The 25,491-nt window shown below is 51.0% G+C and carries 17 protein-coding genes; 2 read left to right on the plus strand and 15 right to left on the minus strand.

Features of this window, described 5'->3' with window-relative positions; genetic code table 11:
• Positions 1 to 258: 258 nt before the first annotated feature.
• The 10 genes from Q8O92_10410 to Q8O92_10455 all read right to left on the minus strand — a co-directional run bounded on the left by Q8O92_10410 (position 259) and on the right by Q8O92_10455 (position 16,056).
• A complete protein-coding gene (locus tag Q8O92_10410) occupies positions 259 to 1,245 on the minus strand; it encodes an alpha-ketoacid dehydrogenase subunit beta (GenBank protein ID MDP2983727.1) in 987 nt (328 codons plus the stop codon).
• A gap of 247 nt (positions 1,246 to 1,492) precedes the next feature.
• Positions 1,493 to 2,452, minus strand: a complete 960-nt coding sequence (locus tag Q8O92_10415; protein ID MDP2983728.1) for a thiamine pyrophosphate-dependent dehydrogenase E1 component subunit alpha — start codon at positions 2,450 to 2,452, stop codon at positions 1,493 to 1,495.
• Positions 2,453 to 2,471: 19 nt separating this feature from the next.
• On the minus strand, positions 2,472 to 3,575 hold the full coding sequence (gene dprA / locus Q8O92_10420) for a DNA-processing protein DprA (protein MDP2983729.1): 1,104 nt from the start codon (positions 3,573 to 3,575) through the stop codon (positions 2,472 to 2,474).
• A 334-nt stretch (positions 3,576 to 3,909) separates the two neighbouring features.
• Positions 3,910 to 4,896, minus strand: coding sequence for a GTPase ObgE (gene obgE / locus Q8O92_10425; protein ID MDP2983730.1), 987 nt, complete (start codon positions 4,894 to 4,896; stop codon positions 3,910 to 3,912).
• 249 nt (positions 4,897 to 5,145) lie between these two features.
• Positions 5,146 to 6,465, minus strand: coding sequence for a twin-arginine translocation signal domain-containing protein (locus Q8O92_10430; GenBank protein MDP2983731.1), 1,320 nt, complete (start codon positions 6,463 to 6,465; stop codon positions 5,146 to 5,148).
• Between the two features lie 351 nt (positions 6,466 to 6,816).
• A complete protein-coding gene (locus tag Q8O92_10435) occupies positions 6,817 to 8,130 on the minus strand; it encodes a hypothetical protein (GenBank protein ID MDP2983732.1) in 1,314 nt (437 codons plus the stop codon).
• Positions 8,131 to 8,226: 96 nt separating this feature from the next.
• Positions 8,227 to 11,148, minus strand: a complete 2,922-nt coding sequence (locus Q8O92_10440; protein ID MDP2983733.1) for a DEAD/DEAH box helicase family protein — start codon at positions 11,146 to 11,148, stop codon at positions 8,227 to 8,229.
• Complete coding sequence (locus Q8O92_10445; GenBank protein MDP2983734.1) at positions 11,148 to 13,298, minus strand: site-specific DNA-methyltransferase; 2,151 nt, start codon at positions 13,296 to 13,298, stop codon at positions 11,148 to 11,150. Before Q8O92_10445 ends, Q8O92_10440 begins: the two co-directional genes overlap by 1 nt.
• A 143-nt stretch (positions 13,299 to 13,441) precedes the next feature.
• Positions 13,442 to 13,660: a GIY-YIG nuclease family protein gene (locus tag Q8O92_10450; protein ID MDP2983735.1), complete on the minus strand. Its 219-nt coding sequence runs from the start codon at positions 13,658 to 13,660 to the stop codon at positions 13,442 to 13,444.
• Between the two features lie 59 nt (positions 13,661 to 13,719).
• Positions 13,720 to 16,056, minus strand: coding sequence for a hypothetical protein (locus Q8O92_10455; protein ID MDP2983736.1), 2,337 nt, complete (start codon positions 16,054 to 16,056; stop codon positions 13,720 to 13,722).
• A gap of 258 nt (positions 16,057 to 16,314) precedes the next feature.
• Between Q8O92_10455 and Q8O92_10460 the strand changes: the two genes are divergently transcribed.
• Positions 16,315 to 18,513: a T9SS type A sorting domain-containing protein gene (locus Q8O92_10460; GenBank protein ID MDP2983737.1), complete on the plus strand. Its 2,199-nt coding sequence runs from the start codon at positions 16,315 to 16,317 to the stop codon at positions 18,511 to 18,513.
• Positions 18,514 to 18,987: 474 nt separating this feature from the next.
• Here the strand turns inward: Q8O92_10460 and Q8O92_10465 are convergent, their stop codons facing one another.
• From Q8O92_10465 to Q8O92_10480, 4 genes are all read right to left on the minus strand, one after another.
• Positions 18,988 to 19,968 carry a class I SAM-dependent methyltransferase gene (locus tag Q8O92_10465; protein ID MDP2983738.1) on the minus strand — a complete coding sequence of 327 codons (981 nt, stop codon included), beginning with the start codon at positions 19,966 to 19,968 and terminating at the stop codon, positions 18,988 to 18,990.
• The gene (locus Q8O92_10470; protein MDP2983739.1) at positions 19,965 to 21,038 is read right to left on the minus strand and encodes a Gfo/Idh/MocA family oxidoreductase; all 1,074 of its coding nucleotides are present in this window, start codon (positions 21,036 to 21,038) and stop codon (positions 19,965 to 19,967) included. Before Q8O92_10470 ends, Q8O92_10465 begins: the two co-directional genes overlap by 4 nt.
• Before the next feature lie 214 nt (positions 21,039 to 21,252).
• Entirely contained in the window at positions 21,253 to 21,480 is a 228-nt protein-coding gene (locus Q8O92_10475; protein MDP2983740.1) for a ribbon-helix-helix domain-containing protein, read from the minus strand.
• A 76-nt stretch (positions 21,481 to 21,556) separates the two neighbouring features.
• Positions 21,557 to 22,726 (minus strand): hypothetical protein, encoded by a 1,170-nt coding sequence (locus Q8O92_10480; GenBank protein MDP2983741.1) that lies wholly within the window; start codon positions 22,724 to 22,726, stop codon positions 21,557 to 21,559.
• Between the two features lie 244 nt (positions 22,727 to 22,970).
• Here Q8O92_10480 and Q8O92_10485 point away from each other — a divergent pair, with 244 nt between their 5' ends.
• The gene (locus tag Q8O92_10485; GenBank protein ID MDP2983742.1) at positions 22,971 to 24,440 is read left to right on the plus strand and encodes a twin-arginine translocation signal domain-containing protein; all 1,470 of its coding nucleotides are present in this window, start codon (positions 22,971 to 22,973) and stop codon (positions 24,438 to 24,440) included.
• Between the two features lie 43 nt (positions 24,441 to 24,483).
• Here the strand turns inward: Q8O92_10485 and Q8O92_10490 are convergent, their stop codons facing one another.
• The gene (locus Q8O92_10490) at positions 24,484 to 25,224 is read right to left on the minus strand and encodes an MBL fold metallo-hydrolase (protein MDP2983743.1); all 741 of its coding nucleotides are present in this window, start codon (positions 25,222 to 25,224) and stop codon (positions 24,484 to 24,486) included.
• Between the last annotated feature and the right edge of the window lie 267 nt (positions 25,225 to 25,491).

The raw sequence follows: 25,491 nt of genomic DNA on the forward strand, positions 1-25,491 counted from the left end.
AGTTGAATAAAAGTTTTTTACTTTTGTCGCCCTCGTCTTATTAAGGGGGGAAAAAGAAAATTGTTCCTATTTCTATATAGACATTTATTAGGATTTGACAGACCCTCTCCCTAAATTCCCCCCTTAATAAGGGGGGATGCCGAAGGCAGGGGGGATATTTAAAGACACAGGAGCACTCAATTTCACATATTTACTGTATGTTGCTGACTTAACGACATAACCGAATTAATCTAAATCAAGTTAATCCTGTCGAGCGAATCACGGTTCAGACCGGTATTCCATCAACTTCTTCACCGCCGCAACAATCTCTCCGGCATCCGGGACGCAGGCGTTCTCGAGTGCGGCATTGTAAGGTATAGGAGTGATTTTGCCGGATACCCTCATGATAGGCGCTTTAAGATACATAAATGCTTCCTCGGCCGCGAAAGCCGCGATGTCGGAAGCCACCGATCCCCTTTTCACCGCTTCGTTCACCACCACCAGCCTTCCGGTCTTTTTCACCGAATCCAGTATGGCTTTACGGTCCAGAGGCACCAGGGTTCGGAGATCCAGGACATCGCAGGAAATGCCTTCATGTGCGAGAATTTCCGCCGCTTCCAGAGATTTCAACGCCATAAGTGAGTAACTTACCAGGGTGCAGTCCGTTCCCTCACGGCGCAGAGCAGCCTCTCCGAAAGGTATGGTATAGTCCTCTTCCGGAACCTCGCCTTCCGTTTCGTAAAGGAGCTTGTGCTCAATGAACACCACCGGAGAATCGTCCCTGATGGCGGTTTTCAAAAGCCCTTTGGCATCGCGGGGAGTCGAAGGCATGACCACTTTCAATCCGGGGATATGATAGAAGAAGGCTTCGAGCGACTGGCTGTGCTGGATGGAGAGGCCGTGATCCGCGCCCCCCTGGGTTCGGAATACCAGGGGAACTTTGCCGCCGGTGATGAACGGGTACTTGGCCGCCTGGTTGACCATCATATCCAAAGCCAGGGTGGTGAAATCGATGGACATGATCTCCACAATCGGTCGTTTCCCCTGAATGGCCGCTCCGACAGCCATGCCGGTCACCGAAGCTTCAGCTATGGGGGTGTCGATAACCCGCCCGGGGCCGAATTCTTCCAGAAGGGTGCGGGTGACTCCATACGACCCGCCGCGCACCGCTATTCCCTGCCCCAGGATGAATACCCGGTCATCCCGGCGCATCTCTTCACGGATGGCTTCATTCAGCGCTTCACGGTACAACAGCTTTCTCGGCACACTTACTCCTAATTTCTATATATTGAAACCTTCGATTTATAAATGATAACAGCTTTAGGTGCACTTCTTTTTTGACAGGATTTACAAGATTTAACAAGATTTTATTTCTTGTTTTCTTCTAATCCTGTGAATCATGTTAATCCTGTCTAAATTTTCTTTCCCCTTTTTGCTTTTCTTCCTTAGCGAACTTTGCGCTCTTTGCGAGAGTAAATCTTTTATTCTGTCTTCTGACTTCTGTCTCCTGTCCTTATTCATATATCTGTATTTCTCTCAGAAACTCATCAACCGGCGGCTCCGGCGAATTCTCGGCAAAGGCGACTGCGCTTTCGATCTCCTTTTCGATCTCCCGGTCGATTGCTTGTGCTGTCCCGTCGTCAAAACCGGCATCCCGGAGAAAACGGGAAACAATAAGCAGTGGATCCCTGGATTTCCAGAACTTCAGCTCTTCAGGGGGCATATAGGTTCCCTTGTCTCGGACATGGTGGCCGTAATGACGGTATGTTTTGGCCTCGATGAGGGAGGGACCTTCCCCGGCGCGCGCTTTCACCACCCCCTCCTGAACCGTCCGGTATACCTCGACTGGATCATTCCCGAATATACTCTTCCGTGCGACTCCGTAGCCGCAGCCCCGCTCTGACAGGTCTGCACAAACAGCGGTCTCCTGAACGGGAGTGGTTGCGGCATAGCAGTTATTCTCGAGCATGAATATGACCGGAAGCCGGTAAATTGCCGCCAGGTTGAGCGATTCGCCGAAGACCCCGTTGTTGGAAGCGCCGTCGCCGAAAAAACATACCACCACACGGTCGGACTTTTCCTGCCGTATCCCCATTCCCACACCCACCGCAAGGGGAATGCCTCCGCCCACTATGCCGTTTGCTCCGATATTCCCGGTGACCCTGTCCGAGATATGCATGGAGCCGCCCCTTCCCCTGGAATAACCGGCGGCTTTTCCGAAAAGCTCCGCCATCATGCGTTTCACATCGGCCCCTTTCGCAATACAGTGGCCGTGGCCGCGATGGGTGGAGACGATATAATCATCGGACCGCAGGGCGGAGCACGCCCCTACCGCCACCGCTTCCTCCCCGATGTAGGAGTGAAAGTACCCGCGTATGAAACCACGACGGTACATTTCCATGCCGGTCTCCTCAAAACGCCGTATCAGACGGATTTTCCGGTACATGGCAATCAAAAGCTCTTTATCAGGCAACAACAGTTCCTTTCATGACTCAATTTTTCTCGAATACCTTTCCGGGTTTTTGCCGAACGAAACCGTCCATTTCAAGGAGGGTAAGCTCGTTCAGAATGTTCTGCACCGGTTCACCGAGCCTGCTGCATAGGGCTTCGACCTGCAGTGGGCCGCTTGCGAGTGATTCAATAATCTTCCCCCCAAGGCCGGGAGGAAGGGGACGTTTCACTGCCTGAGCCACTTTTTTTTCACTGCGCATGTCGGGGGGCAGGGAATGCCCCAGGACACTGATAATATGTTCTATCCTGGAAATAGGATGGGCGCCCCCGGCCAGGAGATTATTGGTTCCCTCGCTGGTCGGGGAATCGGCGTTGCCCGGCACAGTGAACAGCGGACGTTTTGCCCGGAGAGTCAGATCGGCGGTAATAAGCGCCCCGCTTTTCCTGGGGGCTTCCACTACAATCGTGCCCAGTGACAGCCCCACAATCACCGCGTTGCGAGCGGGAAAATTTCCCGGACTGCACTGTGTGCCCATGAGAAAGTGGCTTAAAAGGCAGCCGGAACGGACAATCTCCTCCGATAGTCTCTTGTTTTCCGGCGGGTAGATAATGTCCGCACCGCAGCCGAAAACCGCAGCCGTTTTCCCGTTTTCTTCCAGCGCTGCACGGTGAGCGGCGGAATCGATGCCCGCGGCCATCCCGCTCACCACACAGTACCCGGCATGAGCCGCACCGGAGGCGAGTTTCCCCGTCATCGACACTCCCCAGGAGGATGGTTTTCTCGTCCCGACAAACGCCAGAGCCGGAAGTTGAAGCGCTTTCGTATCTCCGCGAACGAACAGAACAGGCGGCGCCGAAGGAAAAATATTGAGCTGCGGCGGATAATCCGGGTCCTGACGGGTCAGCATGACTGCGCCGACCTTATCCATGATTTTTTTCTGCTCGCCGACCAGTTTCTTACAGTCAAGGGTACGGAGATTCCGGAGCAGCACCGGCCCGATACCCTCAACTGCAAGAAGGTCCCGGTCCGAAGCTAAAAACACGGCTCCGGCAGATCCGAAAATACCCGTCAGTTTGGCGAAGGTCTTAGCTCCGATACCCGGAACGCCAAACAGGGAGAGAATGTCTTCCTGTTCCTCAGTCATAGCAATGATAGAATCCAGAAGTCAGAAGTCAGAATCCAGAATAAAAGAATTCGATTATGTCGTTAAGTAAGCAACATACAGTAAATAAGAGAAATTGAGTGTTCCTGTGTCTTTAAAATCCCCCCTGCCTTCGGCATCCCCCCTTATTAAGGGGGGAATTTAGGGAGAGGGTTCTGTCAAAAACTAATAAATGTTTGCATAGTAATAGGAACAATTTTCTTTTTCCCCCTTAATAAGGGGGGTAGGGGGGATTAATCTTTCGGATGATCACCTTAGCTTACTTAACGACATAACCGAATAAAGAAAAAGAATATCTCTCGCAAAGTTCGCTAGGCTATCTTTTCATCTTTTCTAAAACGCTTCCCAGGCGGTAGACCAGTCCGGCAACTCCCTGGCCTTTCACCGCAGAAATGGCTGCTGCATCCACACCATCGCCAAAATCCGGTATCTTCACCGTCTCGTCGGAAGGGAGAAGATCGATTTTGGTCAGGGAGACAAACTTCGGCTTTTCAACGAATTTTTCGCTGTAAAGATTCAATTCCAGCAGAAGTTTCCGATATTCATCCACCGGGTCTTCATGGGTACAGTCTATCAGGAACAACAGGATTTTCGTCCGCTCGATGTGGCGGAGAAACCGAAGTCCCAATCCCTTACCTTCATGGGCGCCCTCTATGATTCCCGGAATGTCTGCCATGACAAAGCTCTTTCCCTCGCCGTAGGTGACAATCCCCAGTATGGGCAAAAGGGTGGTAAACGGGTAATCCGCAATCTTGGGATGGGCCGAAGAAACCCTGGAAATAAGGGTCGACTTCCCGGCATTGGGAAGCCCCACCAAACCTACATCCGCCAGGAGTTTCAGCTCAAGGAGAATGGTCCGTTCCTCGCCGGGAAACCCCTTGTCTGCACGGCGCGGCGCCTGGTTGGTGGCGGTTGCGAACCGGGCGTTGCCCCGACCGCCGCGTCCCCCTTTTGCAGCCACGATCCGATCCCCCGGCTCAGATAAATCGGCGATGATTTCTCCGGTTGCCTCGTTGCGAGCTATGGTACCCAGGGGAACCGGGATGATTATGCTCTCACCGTTCTGGCCATGTTTTTTCGCTCCCTCTCCATGATTCCCCGATTCGACATGGAAACGCTGGCTGAACTTGTATCGTATAAGGGTATTCTCATTCATATCCACCGCCAGGATCACATCGCCGCCGTCCCCGCCGTCCCCGCCGTCCGGGCCGCCGTGAGGAACAAATTTCTCACGTCGAAAAGAAACCACCCCGTTGCCGCCTGAACCTGCTTTTACAAATATCCGCGCTTCGTCTATAAACATGAGAACTCCCGAAAAATTATTTTTATCGCAGAGACATATTGTGGATATCAAAGAAGGTGAATCTCACTAAAAATTACGATAAATTACTTCGAAGCATGTCTGAACCATGATTCACTTGATTCCATGATTGGCCTGATCTTTAGATTGATTCATCATGGTAATCCGTTAATCCCACAAATCATGGTTCAGACATTTTGGATCCTTCATCCTTATCTTTTCTTCTGACTCCTGTCTCCTGTCTCCTGTTTTCTAATATCCCTGTTTCCGGAAAAACTGCTCCATCGCTTTGTTATAGGCGGCGCTGCCCACCGTATATCCGCCTATCGCAAACCAGGGCACCCAGCCGCGGCGGACCATCTCATCCACGAACTGCCCGGTGAAAATCCACATGAGCATATTGTTCACGATCCCGCCGACAGTGCCTACTTTCTCCGGGAATCCCGGAATCTGCAGGAATCCTCCGCCCTCCGGGCTGAGGTTGTCGATGAACACATCGCTGTAGAACCGAATCTTGAGGGAGTTGGCCGGAGCGATGGCGACCACGAACATTCCCATCTCTCTGGCCTTCTTCGCCTCGTCGATGATTTTCTGGGAATCAGGCTCTATGGTGGCCAGGAGATGTACATCCCCTTTCTTCATGTTTTTCCGGAATGCGTTGGTCATCCTGGGACCCATGGCGATGCCGTTGGATTCACTCTGTACTCCGCCATGGTCGCTGGTGACATGGTAGTATCCCCCGTTGCCGATAAGCTTGGCAACTGTAGCGGCAGTATCGAACATATAATCCTTCTGGAGACGATAGCCTTCATGCAGGCGGCTGAGCACTGTGTCCAGGAATTCGGCGGACTTATCCACCGGCCTGGCATTTTTGTTCTTGAACTTGTTGGCCGTCTCACCCTGGAACATCCAGAAAAGCGAGCAGAGCACACTTGCCGCGCTGGGGCAGAGTTTCATCTCCGGGATTTCCGGGCAGTCTATGATGCCCTGGGTATAAGGAATGTAGCTCTGGAGGATGACGCTGGAAACATCCCCGAGGAGCCAGTCGTTGGGATTGGGATTTACAAAGCCGCGCGGCGCCCATTCGTTGTCTACATAACACACCGGCACTCCGACCACATACACTCCGCTGTCGCGGGCCTTGCGGACGTTCTCGTTGACATAATTGGTCATGAGGACATCGCCCGGTTTCATTTTGTCATAATCGCCGCCGTTCCAGACGGTGCTGCTTTTCAGAATACGGGGATTTCCCTTGTTTTCTTCTTTGAACTCGATGTACCCCATGTGGCCGGCCTGGGCATGCATAAAGACATTTCCGCCCTTCTTGAGCGTTTCGGCCATCCGGGAGGAAATATCCCCGATGAGCTTCATTTCGTTCTGCCGGATGCTCTCCAGCATTTCGGCGATGCGCCCGTAATACTGCTCGCCGAACGCCATGGTATGTCCCCAGTTATACCTGGCACCGGCGCGGTCTGCGGCATCGACAGAGCGTACGCCGCTTCCCATGGCCGCCGCTCCGGCGGCGAGAACGGCGCCGCCTTTGAGTATGTTTCTTCTTGAGAATTTTGGCATTCTATCTCCTCAGGTATGAGCATTTTTCTGAAAGATTGTCTGAACCATGATTCGCATGATTTAACGATTGGCATGATTGTTATACATGACGACATATTTTATTGCATTTCTTTTCAAAAATAGATGCCGAAACGGTTGCTAAAAGATGCGCTGCGCTTGCATCGTTCCCGCGAAGCGGCAACAAGTTCGGCATGACACATGTCATCCTGAACTCGTTTCAGGATCTAAACACTCAAAACATGCGCAATTATTTATGTCGTCATGTATAGATTGATTCATCATGGTAATCCTTTAATCCCAAAAATCATGGTTCAGACAAGCATCTTTTATTCTGTCTCCTGTCTCCTGTTTTTAAAATCCCTGCTTCTGGAAGAACTGCTTTATCGCGTCATCGTATTCCCTGCCGCCGGCTTGATAGAATCCCATCCAGAACCAGGGCACCCACCCGCGGCGCACCATCTCGTCGATGAACTGCCCGGTGAAAATCCACATGAGCATGTTGTTCATGACTCCGTTCACCACGCCCACTTTTTCCGGGAATCCGGGGATTTCCAGAAGCCCGCCGCCTTCCGGCCCAAGGTTGTCGATGAACACGTCGCTGTACCGACGAATCTGGAGGGAGCTTCCCGGAGCGATGGAAACCACGAACATTCCCATATCCTTGGCTTTCTTCGCCTCATCGACTATCCTCTTGGAGTCAGACTCGATGGTGGCCAGGAGATGCACATCACCCTTTTTCGCCTTGCCACGGAAGGCGTTGGTCATCATGGGACCCATGGCTACACCGTTGGCTTCGCTCTGTACTCCGCCATGGTCGCTGGTAACATGGTAGTATCCCCCGTTGCCGATCAGCTTTGCCACTGTTGGCGCGTTATCGAACATGTACTCCTTTTGGAGACGGTATGCTTCATGCAGGCGTCCGAGGACCGTGTTCATGTATTCCGCCGATTTGTCTATCGGTTTCGGGTTCTTTGCTTTGAGCTTGTTGGCCACCTCGCACTGGAACATCCAGAAGATCGAACACACCGAATTGGCCGAGCTGGGACAGATTTTCATCTCGGGAACCTCGGGTATATCAATGATACCCTGGGTATAGGGGATATAACTCTGGAGGATGACGCTGGATGTGTCTCCGAGAAGCCAGTTGTTTGCATTCGGAGTAACAAACCCGCGCGGAGTCCATTCGTTGTCCACATAATTCACGGGGACTCCGACAACATATACTCCGCTGTCACGGGCTTTGCGTACTCTTTCATTGACACTGTTTGTCACCAGCACATCGCCGGATTTCATCTGGTCAAAATTGATGCTCTTGGGATTGCTCTTGAAAATCTTCGGATTCCCCCTGTTTTCTTCCAGGCACTCGATGTTTCCCATGTGCCCCACGTAAGCGTCGTACCAGACATTACCGCCTTTTTTGATGGCATCTGCCATACGGCTGGAAAGCTCTCCTATCAGATTCATCTCGTTGCGCTGGATGTTCTCAAGGATTTCGGAGATACGGACATAGTACTGCTCCCCGAAGTCCATGGTATGCCCCCAGTTGTACTTCGATCCGGCGCGGTCGGCGGCATCGACATACCTTACTCCCGTACCCAAAGCGGCGGTTCCAGCGGCAATCATTGCGCCGCTCTTCAAAACGTTTCTCCTGGAAATTCGAACCATGATGTTCCTCCTTTGATATTTGTGTGTGGTGTTACAGATAATGTAACTCTATACTCTAAAAGATGCCGAAACAAGTTCGGCATGACATCGCCTTTTCTAAAACAATGTACCTTCCACACTCTGGCGGGTTAATTTGGCATAGTTGAGCATCTCCTGAATTGAAGCACCCTTATTATACAAACTATCGAACGTATTTTGTCCCACTAAAGTATATATCCATATCCGTTTGTCACGGGCTTCTGGATTGCACTCATTAATTTTCTTTATCCAATCCAGCGCCCCCTTTTCTTTCTGGCGAACATTTTCATCCCGTACATCTTTCTGCGCTTTTGTTTCAACCAGAAATATAGTGTCATTTGTTTTTACCATGAAATCGGGAAAGTAGAAAGAAAGAATGCCGTCATTCCTAATATAATTCAGGTGAGCAAAATCATGCGAATATTCACTGATCTTCACAAATGACTTCACGCTGCTGTCGCGGTCACAGGCAATAATAAAAGTCCGTTCATATTCACCCTTGTTTGAGGGGTACGGCAATTTAGCATAAATTGACTTGCTGACTTCAACAGAAAACTGTTCTCGCATCTTCAGTTGGTCAACTTCGGAGAAATACCTTTTCACCACTTTAGCATCATGAACATCAATGTTGTTCTGCATTTCATAAATCGTTTTGCTGATTTCTTTTACAATGTGTTCCGTGATGCCGGTTTTCGATAATAGCAATACTCTCCAATTATTATCCTCGAGAGGATTAAATTCCTGGCCAAATAATTTGGTCCTGATGAATAAGTCAATTACTTTCAGTAAAGTAACCTGGTGTATCTGCATGACAGGGAAATATTTATAACTCCTTTGAGAGACTTTGACGATGGTAGTTGTAACGTTTTTTAATAACTTTGACAGGAATTCATTGTAACTCTGTGCGGTGAAGAGATCGGTGGTTACCTTATAATCACCGAAACGGGTCTGAACGGTTAATTCCTCTGAGAAAAAGGTTTCCCCCTCTTTGGGTGCGATATTTTTCAATTGCTCCAGACTATACCAATGAAATTCAGCAAGATTGTCTATACCCGGCATTGCTTCTTGCAATATTTCCTCTTTATCTTGCACGATAATCGGCCAGAACAAATCATATTCAGTAAAGTTATCTTTCAATCCGACAGAAATAATGTCACCGAGAACACTTGTCCGGTCGTTGGGCAGTTCGGTTGCTTCTCCGGCTAATCCCTCCTGCAACAAATTATTGTAAAATTTACTGAAAGCCGGATGCTCGATGATGCTGAGAATATCCAGGTAATTGGAAGGTTCCTCCTTGCGCTTTAAAAGATTTATCCTGGTTTCCTCTTTCAATCCCTGATATTCCGGCTCTCTCCACATCTGCCGCAGCCCCCTGCCGAGTGTTTGTTCAAGGAGTATGGGAGCTTCCGAAGACCGAAGGGGAACTATGACGCAGATATTGTTTACATCGAAACCTTCGCGGAGCATGAGAACCGACACAATGACTTTGGGCTCGGCGTGTTTGTCGATATTGAACAACCGGCGCTTGACATCCACCCATTCTTTGGCCGGTATGGAACCCTTTTTGTCCGAATCAATCCGCATAACATCTTCTTCGCTCAAATTCTCTGAATCGACAAGAAAATCCACCACAAAAGGAGTAACATGGGTATCTTCGCAAATGACAAACATTTTTGGGTGCTTGTCTGATACACCGTTTTTATCTTTCGTGAATCCGGTGAACTGTTCCTCTAAAATTTTCAGTTTGGTCAAACCAGCCCGGAGCATGAGCTTCTGGCCATCCGATAAACCGATAACCTTATTATTTTCCCGGAGCGCCCGGAAATCCAACTCCATTGCCGCGATTTCTTTTCGCTTGTCCAGAACGATGGTTTTCACCAATCCCAGGTGAATGGCGGTCTTCAGATCAAAGTCAACTACAATGTGCGGGAAATAGTGCTTTGTCCGGTTTGGGCCGCTCCCGGTTACATCATAGGGGGTGGCAGAAAAGTCTATCTGAATGAAGCGACCGCCTTTGTTTTCGGAAATTCTGTCAAGTGATTTCTGCCATTCCACTTCAGAGACAATGCCCGCTTTCTTGGTCTCATGGATATGATGCGCCTCGTCATTGAACACAACCATGCTTTCAAGGTTTGCCAGATATTCCAGTTCTTCTCCGCTGAGATACTGATTGTCGAGGGCATTCAGATCGTGACCCGCGCTGGTGCCGGGTACGACTGGAAATATTTCCTTCACCGCCGCAGAAGGGTCTTCCAGCGGTGAATCATTGTTTTCAATCTCTTCTTCCACTCCGGCGAGAAGGTGCCAGTTGGTAACCGCGACGAGGCCGCCGCCGGTAATCTTGCGCCCTATTTCTTCCTTTTTCACCACATTGGACTGGATAAATCCGTAAACCTCGTCGCGATAAGCCGGGGGTAGGAAAAGCTTCTCGAACCTGCTAAAATCCGAGGTGAAAAAATCTCTCGATCCGTCCTCGCGTTCCTTTCCCAGATAGGCGTCGAGGAGCCGTTCATATACAATCAATCCCGGCGCAACCAACAGAAAGTTCTTCGAATATCTTCCGCTTGGTGTGTTTTCATCTTTTGTATTGAGATATTGCCAGATCAGGAGGGCATGGAGCACCCATGTTTTCCCTGTTCCGGTCGCCATTTTCATGCAGTACTTTGGGTGGCTGAACTTGTCCTTTTTCAAATAGCTCAGATCCATTTCCGCAAGGATTTCGCTATCCACCGCAGCATACAGGTCAAACACCGATTCAGATTTCACTATCTCATGCGCATAAATGGTGTTCAGAATCGCCTGTTTCTGTCCGGGATGGAAATTCACCGACCGCTGCTGACAGAAGGCATCGGTGAACCAGAACCGCAGGAGGTCGCGGGTAACCGGCGTTGCCTTTTCCAGAAACTCCCCGCTCTCCAAGGCGACATTAACCATTTGGGACAGCCTGTTGGCGAATTTGAGCGGCACATCACGCGTCCCTGTATTCAGCGCAATAGACATTATCCCACCTCCTGAATAACCACACTCTCAAAGCCGAATACATCTACCGCCTTCACACAGATTTTCCGCTTTCCCCGCACCTTTGGGGCCATCAGCTTCGTTTCAGTCACCACATGGTAACGGTCTGAATCGTTGGCGGTATTCTCACGGTAATCCTGCCATTTGCTCCGGAATGTCTCGCCGTCATAGTCCGGGTCAAGCGACCAGTATTCGATCAGCGCCAGCGGGTCCTTCTCCATAATTTCCTGAAGCTTAATTTTGTTCTCCTCATCGAGCGGCAGGGCGTCCGGCGAGAGGAGCACATAGTTGTCCAGTTCCACAGTCAGTTCGTCTATGTCCGAGGAATAGCTGCGTGATTTCGGAGGCTTTATGGAGAGATATTGCAGAGAGGAGAAACGCACCGCACCGGTCTTGAGCAGCTTTTCATACCCGGCTTTCGTTTTCAGCTTGTCGAGAAGATCGGGAGGAATTACAAGCACTTCCAACTTATCGTCATTGAGAGCCTGTATCTGGGCGGCGATATCGAACACAAAATTCCATCCCAGCACAATGACCTTGCCCCATCCTCCAAGAAAACCTTCCCGCAGTTCCTGCGCCCGTTTCAGCGTAGCGTATCCGGTAAGCTTCGAGGGGGAATCCACCATAACCAGCGTACTCGTTCCCTTGAGATGCCCCAGGTTACGGTTCGGGTTGTCCTCGTCCGGGAACGGAATAGCGCCGTAGAGGCTGAGCACCACCTGCGCCAGGTCGCCAATCCGTCGGAAAAGACGGCTTGATGTGAACGCTTCCTTCTGGTAGTCCCCGATTGATTGATAGAAAAACGGCTTGGCATTCTGGTCGATGAGCCGTTTGCGGGTGATCATGATGGCAGGTTTGCCGATGTCGGACATGACCCAGCGGCGGCCTAACTTTTCGGCGACCGCACCCGTGGTGCCGGAACCGGAGAAGAAATCGGCGACTAGATTTCCTTCAGGACATGAAGCATCAATTATTCTTCTTAAAAGCCCTTCGGGTTTTTGAGTATCATAGCTTAATCTTTCGGAACTATTTGCTGATAGTGGAGATGTTTCATCATATTCCCAAATACTTTCTTCAGACCAAAGATCTCCTAAATAATTACCTTTTTTTTCATCTAAATATCTTTTGACTCTTGGTAATCCATTTTTTGTAAAGATTATCAACCCCCTTGCCAACCCCTCATCGATTTTGTCTTGTCCCCAAATCCAATGTTTGCCTGACGGAGGAGGAATAACTAATTCACCAAATTTTTTTTCTTGACCTTGCCCTTTTTGAGTAAAATCAAATGAACCATATCTTCTTCCAGTATTTTCTTCAATGTATGGATAATTCTTTTCATCCTCGGTACTTTGAGTATACTGTCCTTTGAAATAAACAATGTTTGCTTTTGAATAGAAGAGAATTGAGTCTTTTACATTACTAAAAAAATTACTCTGTGATTTTGCCGCAGATAATTTCCTCCAAGTTATTTCATCCCGAAAATTCCCTTTCCCGAAAATCTCATCCATCATCACCTTCACATAATGCCCCACGTGCCAATCAATATGCACGTAGATACTCCCCTTGTCGCTCAATAATTCCCGCATGAGCGCCAGTCGCGGATACATCATCTGAAGATAGCTGACCGTCCCGTCTTTCCAGGTATCCGAATACGCCGCCTGTTCGATGACGGTGGGTTTCTGCTCGATTGTAGTTCCGGGGAGGGTGACTTTGGTGCGGTAATCTGCTTTGCTGTCGAAGGGAGGGTCTATGTAGATAAGGTCTATCTTGCCGCGCATGGATGGGAGGCCGGTGGCGGGGTCGCCCGCGAGGAGGGCCTGCATGACGAGTAGATTATCGCCGTAGACGAGGCGGTTCACCCATTCGCTTCCCAGATCGATGGAAAATGATTGCTGGTCGGAATGGTGAGGGATTCCGGCCAGTTCCAACTGAGGATCGCCGAGGTTTTCGCGGGCGGTGGGTTTGAAAACCGGGACCTGTCCGCGGAAGAGGCCGGATTTATCCTTGCTGGGGAGCACCAGTTCGTTGGTCTGAAGGGTCAATTTATTTGGGGAAGAAAGGCGTTCGAGTATGCGTTCGACCTCTTTTTTCCCTTCGGCGACTATTTTTGGAAGCTCATCGATCAGGCTCATGATGAATCCCTTTTCTTTCTACGCTACGGTCATGCTGAACCCGTTTCAGCATCTATTATTATGCACCGTGTCATGCCGAACTTGTTTCGGCATCTACTTCCACTTTTAGACCCCGAAACAAGTTCGGCATGACATTGCTGCTATCAAAACACCTCGTCGCTCAAATCCAGCATATTGGGATTCGCGCTCTTTATCAAATTTATTTTCCAATCCCGATGCCAGTTTTTCAATTGTTTCTCACGGTCGATGGCATCGGTAATTTTATCAAAAGCTTCATAATACACAAGATATTTACATTTGTATTTCCTGTAGAGGGTGGACTGAGTAAAATTTGTCAGAATGTACACGTATCCTTTTGGCATAAACATTCCCTTTTCTTGCTACGCCAATGTCATGCCGAACTTGTTTCGGCATCTTTCTTTCACTTTTTCACCGTCACCCGGAAATCGCTCAGCGCCGCCATAGCCGGAAGATCCACCGTTCTCCCGCCGATATCCAGGGGATACTTGTACTGCGCCCCGGATGCAGCGATACGGAATTCGGTTTTGCCCGCTCCCGGAAGAGAAAGACCGGCAACCGTGCAGAGAACCGGCTGCGGCCCCAGGGTGAATGTTCCCAATGTCTGTCCTTCTTTACCGCGCACTTCTATAGTGCGGCTTTCCGGCGTCTGGCCCATGAACGAGAGCGCAAATTCCACCGGCTTGTCCGAAAGATTGACCGCGGCGACCCTGCCGTTCCCATGCATGACACGGTGGACAAAACGGTCTTTTTCCACCGGAAAGTAAAAGGTCGCATTGCTGTCAAGGAGCGCCGAAATCCATCCGAACCGGGTGGGAATATCCCCCGAGGAAGCTTTATCAAATGGGCTGTGATAGTCGAAAGTGAGAGCCACCGGGCAGGGATCGGCGGTGATTTCATACAGGTCGGCGAACGTGTAATCGAAGGGGCTGGGATACAGCCCCACACGGGGGTCGCGGTCGCACTGGTAGAGTCGTTTCAACCCTTCGATATTCCCGGCGGCAAGGTTACGGGCCTCGAAGGAGGAGAACTGAACGGTAGTGGTGCCGATGTAGAAATGATAGGTCAGGTGGGTGATCCCCAGCCATCGGAGCGCGGCAAGATTGCAGTATTCGCCGGCCTCCAGGGGGACCTCCATCTGGTGGTAAAACGGCCGGATGCGCTCCGGAATATCGTTGAGCTGCACCACATCCATGTAGGGATTGAACAAAGCTTTCCCGTGCACGGTCTGGTAATAGATATAGCCCTGGTACAGGTAGCCGTTTATTCTCCGTTCGGGCGTCTCGATGATTTTCGCAGCGGCGGGCAGGGCTTTCACCCGCTCGTACACTTCCGGATTTACCGAAAGATCGACCGAAAGCGCAGGCGGAACCAGGGTGTATTCAAAGAGCATGACCAGAACGACAGCGGCCAGAAATGCGATCTCCTGCCGAGCCGTTTTCAAACGCTCCATGACGTAAACTGTGCCCAGACCAGCCAGCCCGGCGGCGCCGAACTGGACGAACACCTTGAAGAGGAGGATCCTCCGGGCGAACGGGGCGTAGGTGTGGATGAAACCGGAAGGAGTGGGCAGCCCCAGCAGGGTCGGTCCCATGGTCGCCCAGAACGCAACAGCCGATCCTGCAATGAAATACCAGCGCGCCGCGCCTTTTGACTTGAACAGACCCACAAGCGCCAGGATCAAAGCTGCATATCCGATATAGGCGACATCGCTGTCGGAATTTTTTTCGGGACGGTCGACCTTGTCCCAGTATGTTTCCTTGAAATTACCCTTGAGGAAGGCGCTCCTCGGATGCGGAACGAAATAATCCAGTGGCTTGAGCGATAGATTTGCAAGCTCTGCGGTGGTGCGCTGAAGATTAATCTGGCCGGTTGTGCTGCTTCCGCCAATCACTTTTGTATAATAAACTCCGAAGATGAGAATCACCAGGGCAAGTGTGACTCCTGTTTTCACCCAGGCCTGAAGCGCGGCAGGAGAGATAATATCACGGAAAAATCCTCCCAATCCCCGCTTTTCACCCCAGATGCGCCAGCCGGCGAGGACAGCCAGAAGCGTCACAGTGTGCACCGGCAGGTAGACAAGGAAATAGGGCATGGCGAAAAGTATGTTGAACGACAGAAACATACCGGCCAGGAGGGCGTTTCCCCATGTCTGTTCCTCCACGAACTTGAGAACGAAAAGGGTGAAGAAGGGAATCCACTGCACCTGGGTGGAGTCGAACGTGGTATAGGAGCGCACCAGCATGTTGGGGCAGAAAGCATAGACGATCCCGGCGACCATGCCTGCCGCCGCACTTTTCGTGATATGGCGGACGACAAGGAACATGCCCAGCCCCGACATGACCAGGTTGAACAGGATAGTGAGATTATAGCTGAACAGGTACCCGAAGATGATGGAAAAAGGCGCCATGACGAATCCGGTGAAGTTGGCGAAAGTCATATGCTGCCCGAACGGCGCGGCAAAGAGCGGGTTGAAGAACGGCGAGGACTTGAGCACCGCCAGCGATTCCTTCATCCACCAGAAATAGTAGTGCAGGGAAGCAAAGAGATCGGTGGAAACGTGGTCGTAAAAACCGTATACCGAGCTGTTCATCCGGAACAAGAGAGGAAAGGTCAGGATACATGCCAGGAAAACATAAAATCCCGCCGCTGCAAGCGCGGGTCTTTTCAGGTCGAGCGGTTTCTTTTCCGTTAGAGGAGGCCGGGATTTAGGAGATGTTTTTTTATGTTTTTCGGCCACAATTGTTCCCTTCATGATTGCAAAAAAGTACTGTCGCGCAGCGCTGCGTTCTATAATATATAGTGAGGCTCGTTTGAATGCTTTGGAAAAATTGATCTGAGAAACTCGCGAGAAAAAAAAGACATCCGATGTTCCGGACGCCTTTCGAATCTGAGGGATTTTCATCAAGCAACGCCCAAAAGAGCTTGACAATGGTAAACGGCAAATGTATATAGCAGATAACATAATTGCCGGTAATCGTTTGGAAAGGAATTCGCTATGAATATATATCCCAGAACAGCGGCATGGGCATGCCTCTTGCTCCTCGCTTTCTCATCAGTATCGTTGGCATTTCCTGCCTTAATTGACCTGGCGAAAACCTATGAAGGAATAGTGAGCATCGAGGGCGAGTATGCCAACGGCCAGGCGGGAATATGGGTCTGTTCGGGAGATATCAACGGGGACGGCATTGACGATGCGGTCATCGGGTCGCTGAGAGCCTCTCCGCATGGGAGAAACCAGGCAGGAGAGGTATATGTGATTTTCGGTTCGGAAAAGATATTTGATTCACGTCAGATCGATCTTGTGAATACCACCGTACCGGTGCTGAAAATTTGCGGGGAACTCACCAATGATAATCTGGGGTGCTCCGTTTCCGCGGGAGATGTGAACCATGACGGCTGCGACGATATCATCATCGGCGCCCCGAATTCGAGCAAGGCATACATTGTATTCGGCTCCAAAAATATAAGCTCTTTGAAAGAGATCGATCTCAGCACACCGCCCCTTAATGTGGTGCGGATTTACGGTATTGCTCCCGGCGAACAGTTCGGTTTCACAACCTTTGCCGCGGACATCAACGGAGATGGATTTAAGGATGCGATACTAGGGGCGCCCGCCGCTTCTCCCCTGCGCCGTAACGCATCGGGGGAAGTAGTCGTCCTTTTCGGCTCAAAGGACCTCTCCTCCGCCGGGGATATATATCTCCGCGAATCGCCCCAGAGCATCCTTCGAATCATCGGAGGGAAAGAAGGCGACTGGTTTGGGGTGAGAGCGGTCGGAGGGGACATTAACGGAGACGGTTTCGATGATGTGATTATCGGGTCGTGGTTTGCGGACGCGCGGGGGAACAATTCCGGGGCGATGTACGTGGTGTTCGGTTCTGCGGGAATGACGCCTTCCCGGGTGCTGGATATCGCTTCCATGAATACGGGTTTGCTTACCATTGCAGGTGAGAATGCCGAGGACCTTTTCGGTTTCTGCATCACGCCGGTGAATGTGGATAATGACGGATTCAGGGATATCCTCGTTTCGGGCCATGGCTATGATTATAGCAGCCGAAACGAACCGGGCGCATCCTATGTAATACGGGGCTCATCGGGACTGGCAGCTTTGAAGACCATCGACCTGCGTCAAAACAATGCCAATGTCATCCGTATCATCGGCGAGAACTCCGTGGATCACCTCGCCCGTGGGCTGAGCGCAGACCTTAGCGGAGACGGTATTCCTGAACTCGTCGTCACCGCTTCCGATGCAGACCCGCTGGGAAGGGATTTAGGCGGCAAGATCTTTATTCTCCCCGGTCCCCTGACCGGTCTGGGGAAGCAGATCGATCTCGCCGCGCCGCCTCCCGGTATTACAAGCATCATCGGGGGCCTTGCAGGCGATCATCTCGGTAATTTCATTGCAGCCGGCGATTTGAACCATGACGGTTATCCGGACCTGATCATCGGCGCCCATACAGCAAGCCCTCTTTCGAGAAATCTGGCAGGGAGGGTTTATCTGGTTTCGGGGAAAGGGGTCCAACAGTCATCGGAACCTTCTGCTTCCCCGTTCAAATTCACCGCTTTTACGGGGAATAAGGCATCTCTATACATCTCTGCGAATCATGCTCCCATGATCAGGGGCAAAAAGATAGAGGCCGGGGATGAAATCGGAGTCTTTACTCCCGGTGGTCTATGCGCGGGCGCCGGTACCTGGACAGGGCAGGACCTTCTCATCACTGTTTGGGGAGATGATCCCCAGATCGCCGGGATCAACGGTTTCCGCTCCGGAGAGCGGTATTACTTCCGCATCCGGGATATATCCATTCCTGAAGTCATTGTGGCACAGGCAGTTTTTATAATTGGCCCGGATGCTTACCAGGTTGACGGGGTTTCCATTCTGAGTTCTCTCGGGGACGGAGGAGTTACCAAAGCAGAGGCGGAGATGCCCGGGGAATTTTCCCTCTCCCAGAACTATCCCAATCCATTCAATCAGGTTACGGTCATCGATTTTACCATCGCCCAAAGGGACACGGTGACGCTGAAAGTATTTAATTCCCTCGGAAAAGAAGTAGCTACCCTGGTCAATGATGTAATGCCTCCGGGACAGTACAGCATACCCTGGAAAGCATCAGGACTGGCAAGCGGCATCTATTTCTACCGTCTGGATTCAGGGACTTTTACGGAGATGAAGAAGCTGACTTTGATTAAATAGGTTCTTAACCCTAATTATGCATTTAAAAGAGATTTAGAACTTATCCGTAAAGATTTTCACTCGTTTTAAGGCAGCCCCCTTCTGGCCTTTCAGGGCCACCTTCCCCCCTTCAGGGGGGCTAGAAAAGCATGCGGCGTCTCTACTTCCCTTGCCCCCATTTATGGGGGAAAGGGATCGAGGGATAGGGGGCATTGAGTAGATTCAACCTGCGAATTTCTTACGGACAAGCTCTTAGTCTCTGTGAGCGTTAAACTACAGCCCCCTAAATCCCCCAAAGGGGGACTTAAAAGACTGCAATACAAGGCTTAATCTGTTTTTAAAAAAGTTACACTTTCGCATTTCCATCTTTACCACGAAAAGTCCCCCTTCGGGGGATTTAGGGGGCTGCCTTCTAAAAATTAATAATAAGTATTTGTTTAAAAAAGAGTTAAGAAAATGTCGTAGCAAATTTGTGAATAATCCGGGTTAACGAATCTATTTTTCACCCGCCAGCATAATCCTCAAAACATCGCCAAATCCTTGCCAGGGAGAGCGGAGGTCTATCGGCATCATGGGATCTGCTTTCATGGTGAACTGTAAGTTCATGGTGAGAGCGGCGAGGAGGACCGCGCCGAGTTCCACCGGCCGGGACAGCGGGAGCGCACCGAGCATAAACGCCCTGCCAACCGCCGCAGAATACTTCCCGAGCAGTCCGGGGATATGATAGGAATAACGATCGAGCGATACGGTTTTGAGACCGGCCTTACACGCCAGGCTCGAAAGGGCGGCCGGCCGGAAATCGTAGAGGTGAGTGGTGTTCAGGTACAGACCGAGCTCTTCCGTGGTACATTCGCGTGCAAGCGGCGCCAGCGGAAGCTCCACGAATATGCGCCCGCGCGGCTTCAGGAGCTGTTTGCAGTGTTCCAGAACATGTATGGGAGCAGTCATATGTTCCAGCACATGGGACAGGGCGATGAGATCGAATTTCTCCTCAGCCGGGTCCAGTTCGATAATATTCTTCTGCTCAAGCTCGATATGATGAACTTCCCTCGCCTTACGGACGGAAAAATCGCTGTATTCCAATCCGCGAATTCTCCAACCCCGCCTGCGAAAAATTGCGAGAAGAGAGCCGTCCGAGCTGCCCACTTCGAGGACCTTTTTCTCTGAAGCGGGACCCTTCTCGTCCATGTTACGGCTCATGAAAAGATACTGGCTCCATGCCCGCATCAGTGAAAACCGGGAGCGGAGCATATAGATGATTCCGCTCTTTTCCGGCGCTGCATAGTACTCGCTGGCGTAATATTCCTCGAGCCGGGCCGTCGAGGGCTGAGCGCCCAGGAAATAAAGCCCGCAGGACTCGCAGAAGCACACCGTATACCGTTCGCCGAATACGGTATTTTCTCCGACCGCCCTCGCGGAAGAATCAGAACCGCACAGGAGGCAATTCCCTTTCCCTGTTATTTCAGTATTGTTCATCCTTTGAATATATCCTCGTTTATCCAGTCCGGTCTGGGGGCAGGCGCCTCCCAGTCATCGGGCAGCTCCGCCACACGGATCATCTGACCCTTGTGTTCAAGGTGTGATTTGAAACCGGCGAGGAATATCCGTGTTTTATGCAGGATATAATCGTAGCTCCACTGCATCTTCCGTGTCTCGAACATGCGCTGCATGGCGAATATCGTAGGCCCGAAGAAATGGTAGAGACGGTGGAGACGCTCGCCCTTCTCCCAGTTGCATACCAGGTCCCACCAGCCGCCGTTGTAGTAAAGACGCAGGCCGACATTGGCTTCCTGCCCCTGGAAGAAGTGCTGTGTCGCCACAAACGGTGCGGTCTGTTTCCCCGCCCCTTCGATGGAGATGCCGTTATACTGGAGAGTCAGCACTCCCCAGTTCATTTTGGTAATGTCTTTCCCCGGAGCGCTCCACCAGCCGTCTGCCTGGAGGCTCACCCGCTCGACATCCATGCCCAGCGCCCCCAGGAGAAAATAGAGGCCGTGAACGCCATGCGCCGGATATTCTCCGGCGTCATTGTCCGAATTGGCGCCCAGGATGGTTTTTCCGCTCTTGAGGAACTCCTCGACCTTCCATCGGGCAATATGGGTTTCCTTGATGTACTCCCGCTCGTCGGTGCAGAGAATGGGAGTATTGTGCGTGCGGGCGGTTTCCACCATATCACGGGCGTGTTTCATGGAGAGGGCGAACGGCCGGTTGATGAAACAGGGAACGCCCGCTTCCAGGTAAGGTTTGGTCAGAAGATGCCACCATTTGACCTCGTAGAGCGCCCCGAAAATCATGCCGTCCACCTTGTCTACCATGTCGTAGTAGTTCTTTACCGCTTCGCACTTGTACTTGGAGGCGAAATCTTTCGCCACCTCCGGCCGTGAGTCCCAGCAGTGGGTGATGAGCATACGGGTGGTTCTGTTAGGGTAAATATCCGGGAACAGGGGGTTTATGGTCGGCCCCCAGATGGTGGGTATGTGACTGTACTCGCCGACTCCCACTACCCCGATTTTCAGGAGTTCTACCGTGGGGGTTGAATTTGGCATAAGGTAACCTTTCAAATACTATACATGACGACATAAATAATTGCGCATGTTGTGCGTGTTTAGATCCTGAAACGAGTTCAGGATGACACGTGTCATGCCGAACTTGTTTCGGCATCTAATTTGAAAAGAAACACAATAAAATATGTCGTCATATAAAGATTATCTCTCGCAAAGACCACATAATATTCAAAGAGAAAAGATAGAGGAGAGCAAATTATTTCGACCGTCTGACAAGATATTCTCTCATCTTGTTACCCGAAATGACTGGGTCAGTCGTATCCTGAAGTCTGTAGAGGGCTGCCTGGAGATCAGAGTATTCTTTAAGATATGATTCCAATACTCTCTTAATGATAAATGAGCGGGGCTTATCCATTTCGTCTGCAATTCTGTCAAGTTTCCTGATCAACTCTTTCGAAAGCCTTACTGATATAGGTATATACATAAATAACCTCTTATAATTAATTGTAATACAACATATACAATATACAATCGATGACAAACAATCAAATCATTTTTCACTATTTAAAAATGCTTTCATCGATCCAGTCCGCATAGGGGCTCGGCGCTTCCCAGTCGTCGGGGAGGTCATCCACACGGATCATCGAACCGTTATGTTCCAGGTGGGATTTGAACGCAGTAAGGAAGATTTTTGTCTTCTGGAGAATATAGTCGTGGCTCCATTGCATTTGCTTTGTCTCGAACATGCGCTGCATGGCGATCACTGTCGGGAAGAAGAGGTAGTAGTAACGAGCGAAGGCATTGTCTCCCTCGGTATGCTCATGGGCGATGTCCCACCAGCCCAGGTCGTGATAGAGCCGGAAGGTGACATCCGCACGGGGCCATTGCTGTATCTGTGAAACGAGAAAAGGCTGTTTCGATTCGCCCTTGCCTTCTATTTTCACACCCCTGTACTGAAGAGTGAGCTGGCCATAGTGCTGTACAGTCGCGGTCGGGGTCTTCTCCTTCCACCAGCCGTCGGCCTGGAATCCCGCGGTCTCCACATCCATGCCAAGAACCGCCAGAAGGAAATAGAGACCGTGGACGCCGTGCTGGGACCACTCTCCCGCGGCATTCGTTGAGTGCGCGCCGATGATAGTCCGTTTCTGGGACAGGAGTTCGCCCATTTTTGCCCGGGCAACGATGGCCTGCTGGGTATACTCCCGCTCGTCGGTGCAAAGGATGGGGGCGTTATATTTTTTTGAAAGCTCCACCATGTACTTCGCGTCCTTCATGCTGTAAGCGAAGGGACGGTTGATATAACAGGGGATGCCCGCCTCCAGATACGGTTTGGTTAGCTTCGGCCACCATTTGCATTCGTTGAATCCCCCGAAAATCATGCCATCCACCTTGCCCACCATGTCATAGTAATTCTCCGCCGCCTCGCACTTATACTTCTGTGCGAAAGCCTGGGCCAGCTCTGGGCGGGGATCCCAGCAGTGGGTGATGAGCATGCGGGTGGTGCGCCCCACCGGCCAGGATTTGTTTCCGATAGGGTTGATCATGGGCGCCCAGATTTCGTAATTGAGATGGCTGTTGTCTCCGAGGGCGATCGCCCCGATGCGAAGGAGATCAGTGGAGGGAAGTTTGGGCTTAGTCTGGGCTCTGGCGGCCTGCACGCTTGTTGCAACAGCGCTCCCGGCAAGGACTGCTTTGCCGATGAACCTTCGGCGGGTTGTTTCGTTTTTCATAAAAAAGTTCCCTTTTGAAATTGTTTCCCGCAAATTTTCTTCCCGTTTCTGTCTTCACCAATAATACACTTCACCGCCCGGTAAATCAAAATAGTTTTCCTTGTTCTCCTGTCAAAACGGCATTATTTTCTTTCACAAAGATGCCGAAACAAGTTCGGCATGACATGTGTCATCCTGAACTTGTTGCCGCTTCGCGGGAACGATAAAACCGTTTCAGGATCTAATCAAAAAGGAGATTTTTTTAATGTCATCACACCTTGAACACACAAACCGCAGGGATTTTCTGAAAACTTCAACCCTGGCCGCGCTTGGAGCTTCGGCTTTGGGCGCAACCGGCTGGCGGGCTGAGGGACAGGCGTCGAGAACATCCGGCAGGCCGTTTGTCACCGGAGTCAAAGGGAAAAAACTGGTAGGCTGTTATGCAGGCATAAGTGAAATCCTCGATGAGCCCAAATACATGGACGCCCTCCAGCAGAAACTCGGGGTGAACGCCATCATCGTCTCGAGCAACGGGATCAGAATGCCGGATTCGCTGAAAGCCCTGAACCCGCTTCAGGGGAAGGGATGGATGGGGATTTCTCCGGCCAAGGACAACGATGATTCACAACTCGTTAAAGCCATCGAAGAAGTGCACCGGCGCGGCATGGATGCCTGGCTTTATTACACCGGACACCACTATGGCCAGCTCTATCGCCCGATTTGCGCGGAAACGTTCGAGGGTGTTGCGTTCAACGAGCTTCCCCCGATCAAGTACGCCTTATGCCAGATCCTTATCACCGTTTGTTTCAACAAGCCCTCGGTGGTAGACTGGGACCTCAAGGCATACACATACGGCGCCGAGACTTACGATGTGGACGCCATATATGTCACTCACTTCCGGTACGCCAATCCCGCATTTTTCACCAATCTTTTCGGGTGCGCCTGCCCGGACTGCCAAAAGCTGGCCGGCCAGATGGGATATAACTTTGCGGCGATGAAAAAAGCCTGCCAGAATCTCCAGGCGAATCTAAAAAAACTGGACAAGGCCAAGATCCAGCAGGCTGCCAGGGCGGGTTACACGCTCACCGATTTCATGCAGCTTCTGGCAAATGACCGGGAATTTATTAACTGGCTTTATTTCCGTTCTGACAGTGTGGGCATGAGGATGAAGAATATCCGCGATTCCATCCATAAGGCGACCAAAAACCGCGCCCAACTTATCTCAGATACCCACAATCCGACTCAGGCCCTGTATGTCGGCCACAATTACAACGATATGATGAACGGGAGCTCGGACGGCCTCATGCCGCTGGCCTGGCTGGATTATCAGCATATAAGCGCGGTCGCCGCTCTCGCCAACCTCATGGTAACCTGGATTCCGGGGCTGGATGAGGAAACCGCCATCACCTCGATGCTCAAATTCTTCGGATGGGACGAGCTCCCCATTCAGCGGAAAAGCATCGCTGATTTCCACATCGGTGTGGACAGCACCGCCCACAAGGATACGGAATTTTACGAGTCTTTCAACAAGGAAGCCACCCTGGCGCTCTGGACACACGAGCTGCAGCACATAGCGATGCTGAACACCAAAGGGATTCCCTCCTACCCCATCATCAAGGGACACCAGTGGACGGAACCGATCTCCCGTGAGCTTATCGATCGCTGCATGTCTATGGGGCATACGGGGTACATTTTCCAGCGCACCGAGCTGTTCATCGACAAAACCAAGCTGTAAAGGCAAGCGTTTCTTCCAGATTTCATCGATCATGGGAAATCCTTTACAAAGCGTTGGGAGGAGGAACCAGATGACGCAGTCCCTCGATGGCGGTATTGATATGATTCTGGCCGTTGGAAAGCGCGATGCAGCCATGCCCCGGATAGAACTCCTGGACTCCGAGATTGGCCAATTTCGGCATGGAGCGGCGCATATCCGCCATATCGGAGCCTACGCAGTTAAGGAACATGAGCTTGCCGCCGTGGACGACTACATCGCCGCTGAAAAGGCAGACCCGGCTTCCGATTTTCACCAGGTAGCAGGTGGAACCGGGCGAATGCCCGGGGACATGGATGGCTTCCAGGGTGAACGCATCGAACGTGAATTTTTCGCCCCCGGCCAGCTCGACATCAGGCTCGCAGCCCGGAAAGAAATAGTCGGGAGGGTAAAATCCATCGCGCTTTGCCACATCGAGCGCCAGCCCAAGCTCATCGCCGGTGCGCAGGAGCGGCGCTTCGGCTTTGGAAATATACACCTTGAGGCCCAGCCGCTTCTTAAGCTCCGCGCAGCCGCCGGCATGGTCGGAATGAACATGGGTCATGAACAGGTGACCTATTTCCTTAGGATCGAAGCCTTCCCGGCGGATGTTTTCGGTTATGCGGTCGACCTCTAGACCCACGCCGGCGTCGATCATGACATGGCCGCCGGGATTTTCCAGGAGATAGACATGGGAGTCGAACATGTTCGAGATTGCGATGCCGTTACGGCCGCTGCCTACGATATGGATACCTTCGGAAGCTTTCAAGGGGTTCTCCTTTGTGTGATTTGTTTTTTTTGTGACAGGTTTTGCTACAAAATATGAGAGATTTGAGGTTTTTGCAAGCTCTGCCTGTTTCAATCTCAATTTTTCTCATTTAGACTATACATGACGACAGTAGTGTCCGGTTAAAATAAAATAGAAATGGGCAATGTCCTTATTCTGTATATATTTAGGTAGACAAATACCATTAATCGATACAGAACAGGAGGATTGCCCATGATTAGAAATACGGTATTTTCACAGCTTATGCAA

This window comes from Candidatus Latescibacter sp. (genome assembly GCA_030692375.1).
Classification (GTDB): Bacteria; Latescibacterota; Latescibacteria; order Latescibacterales; family Latescibacteraceae; genus JAUYCD01.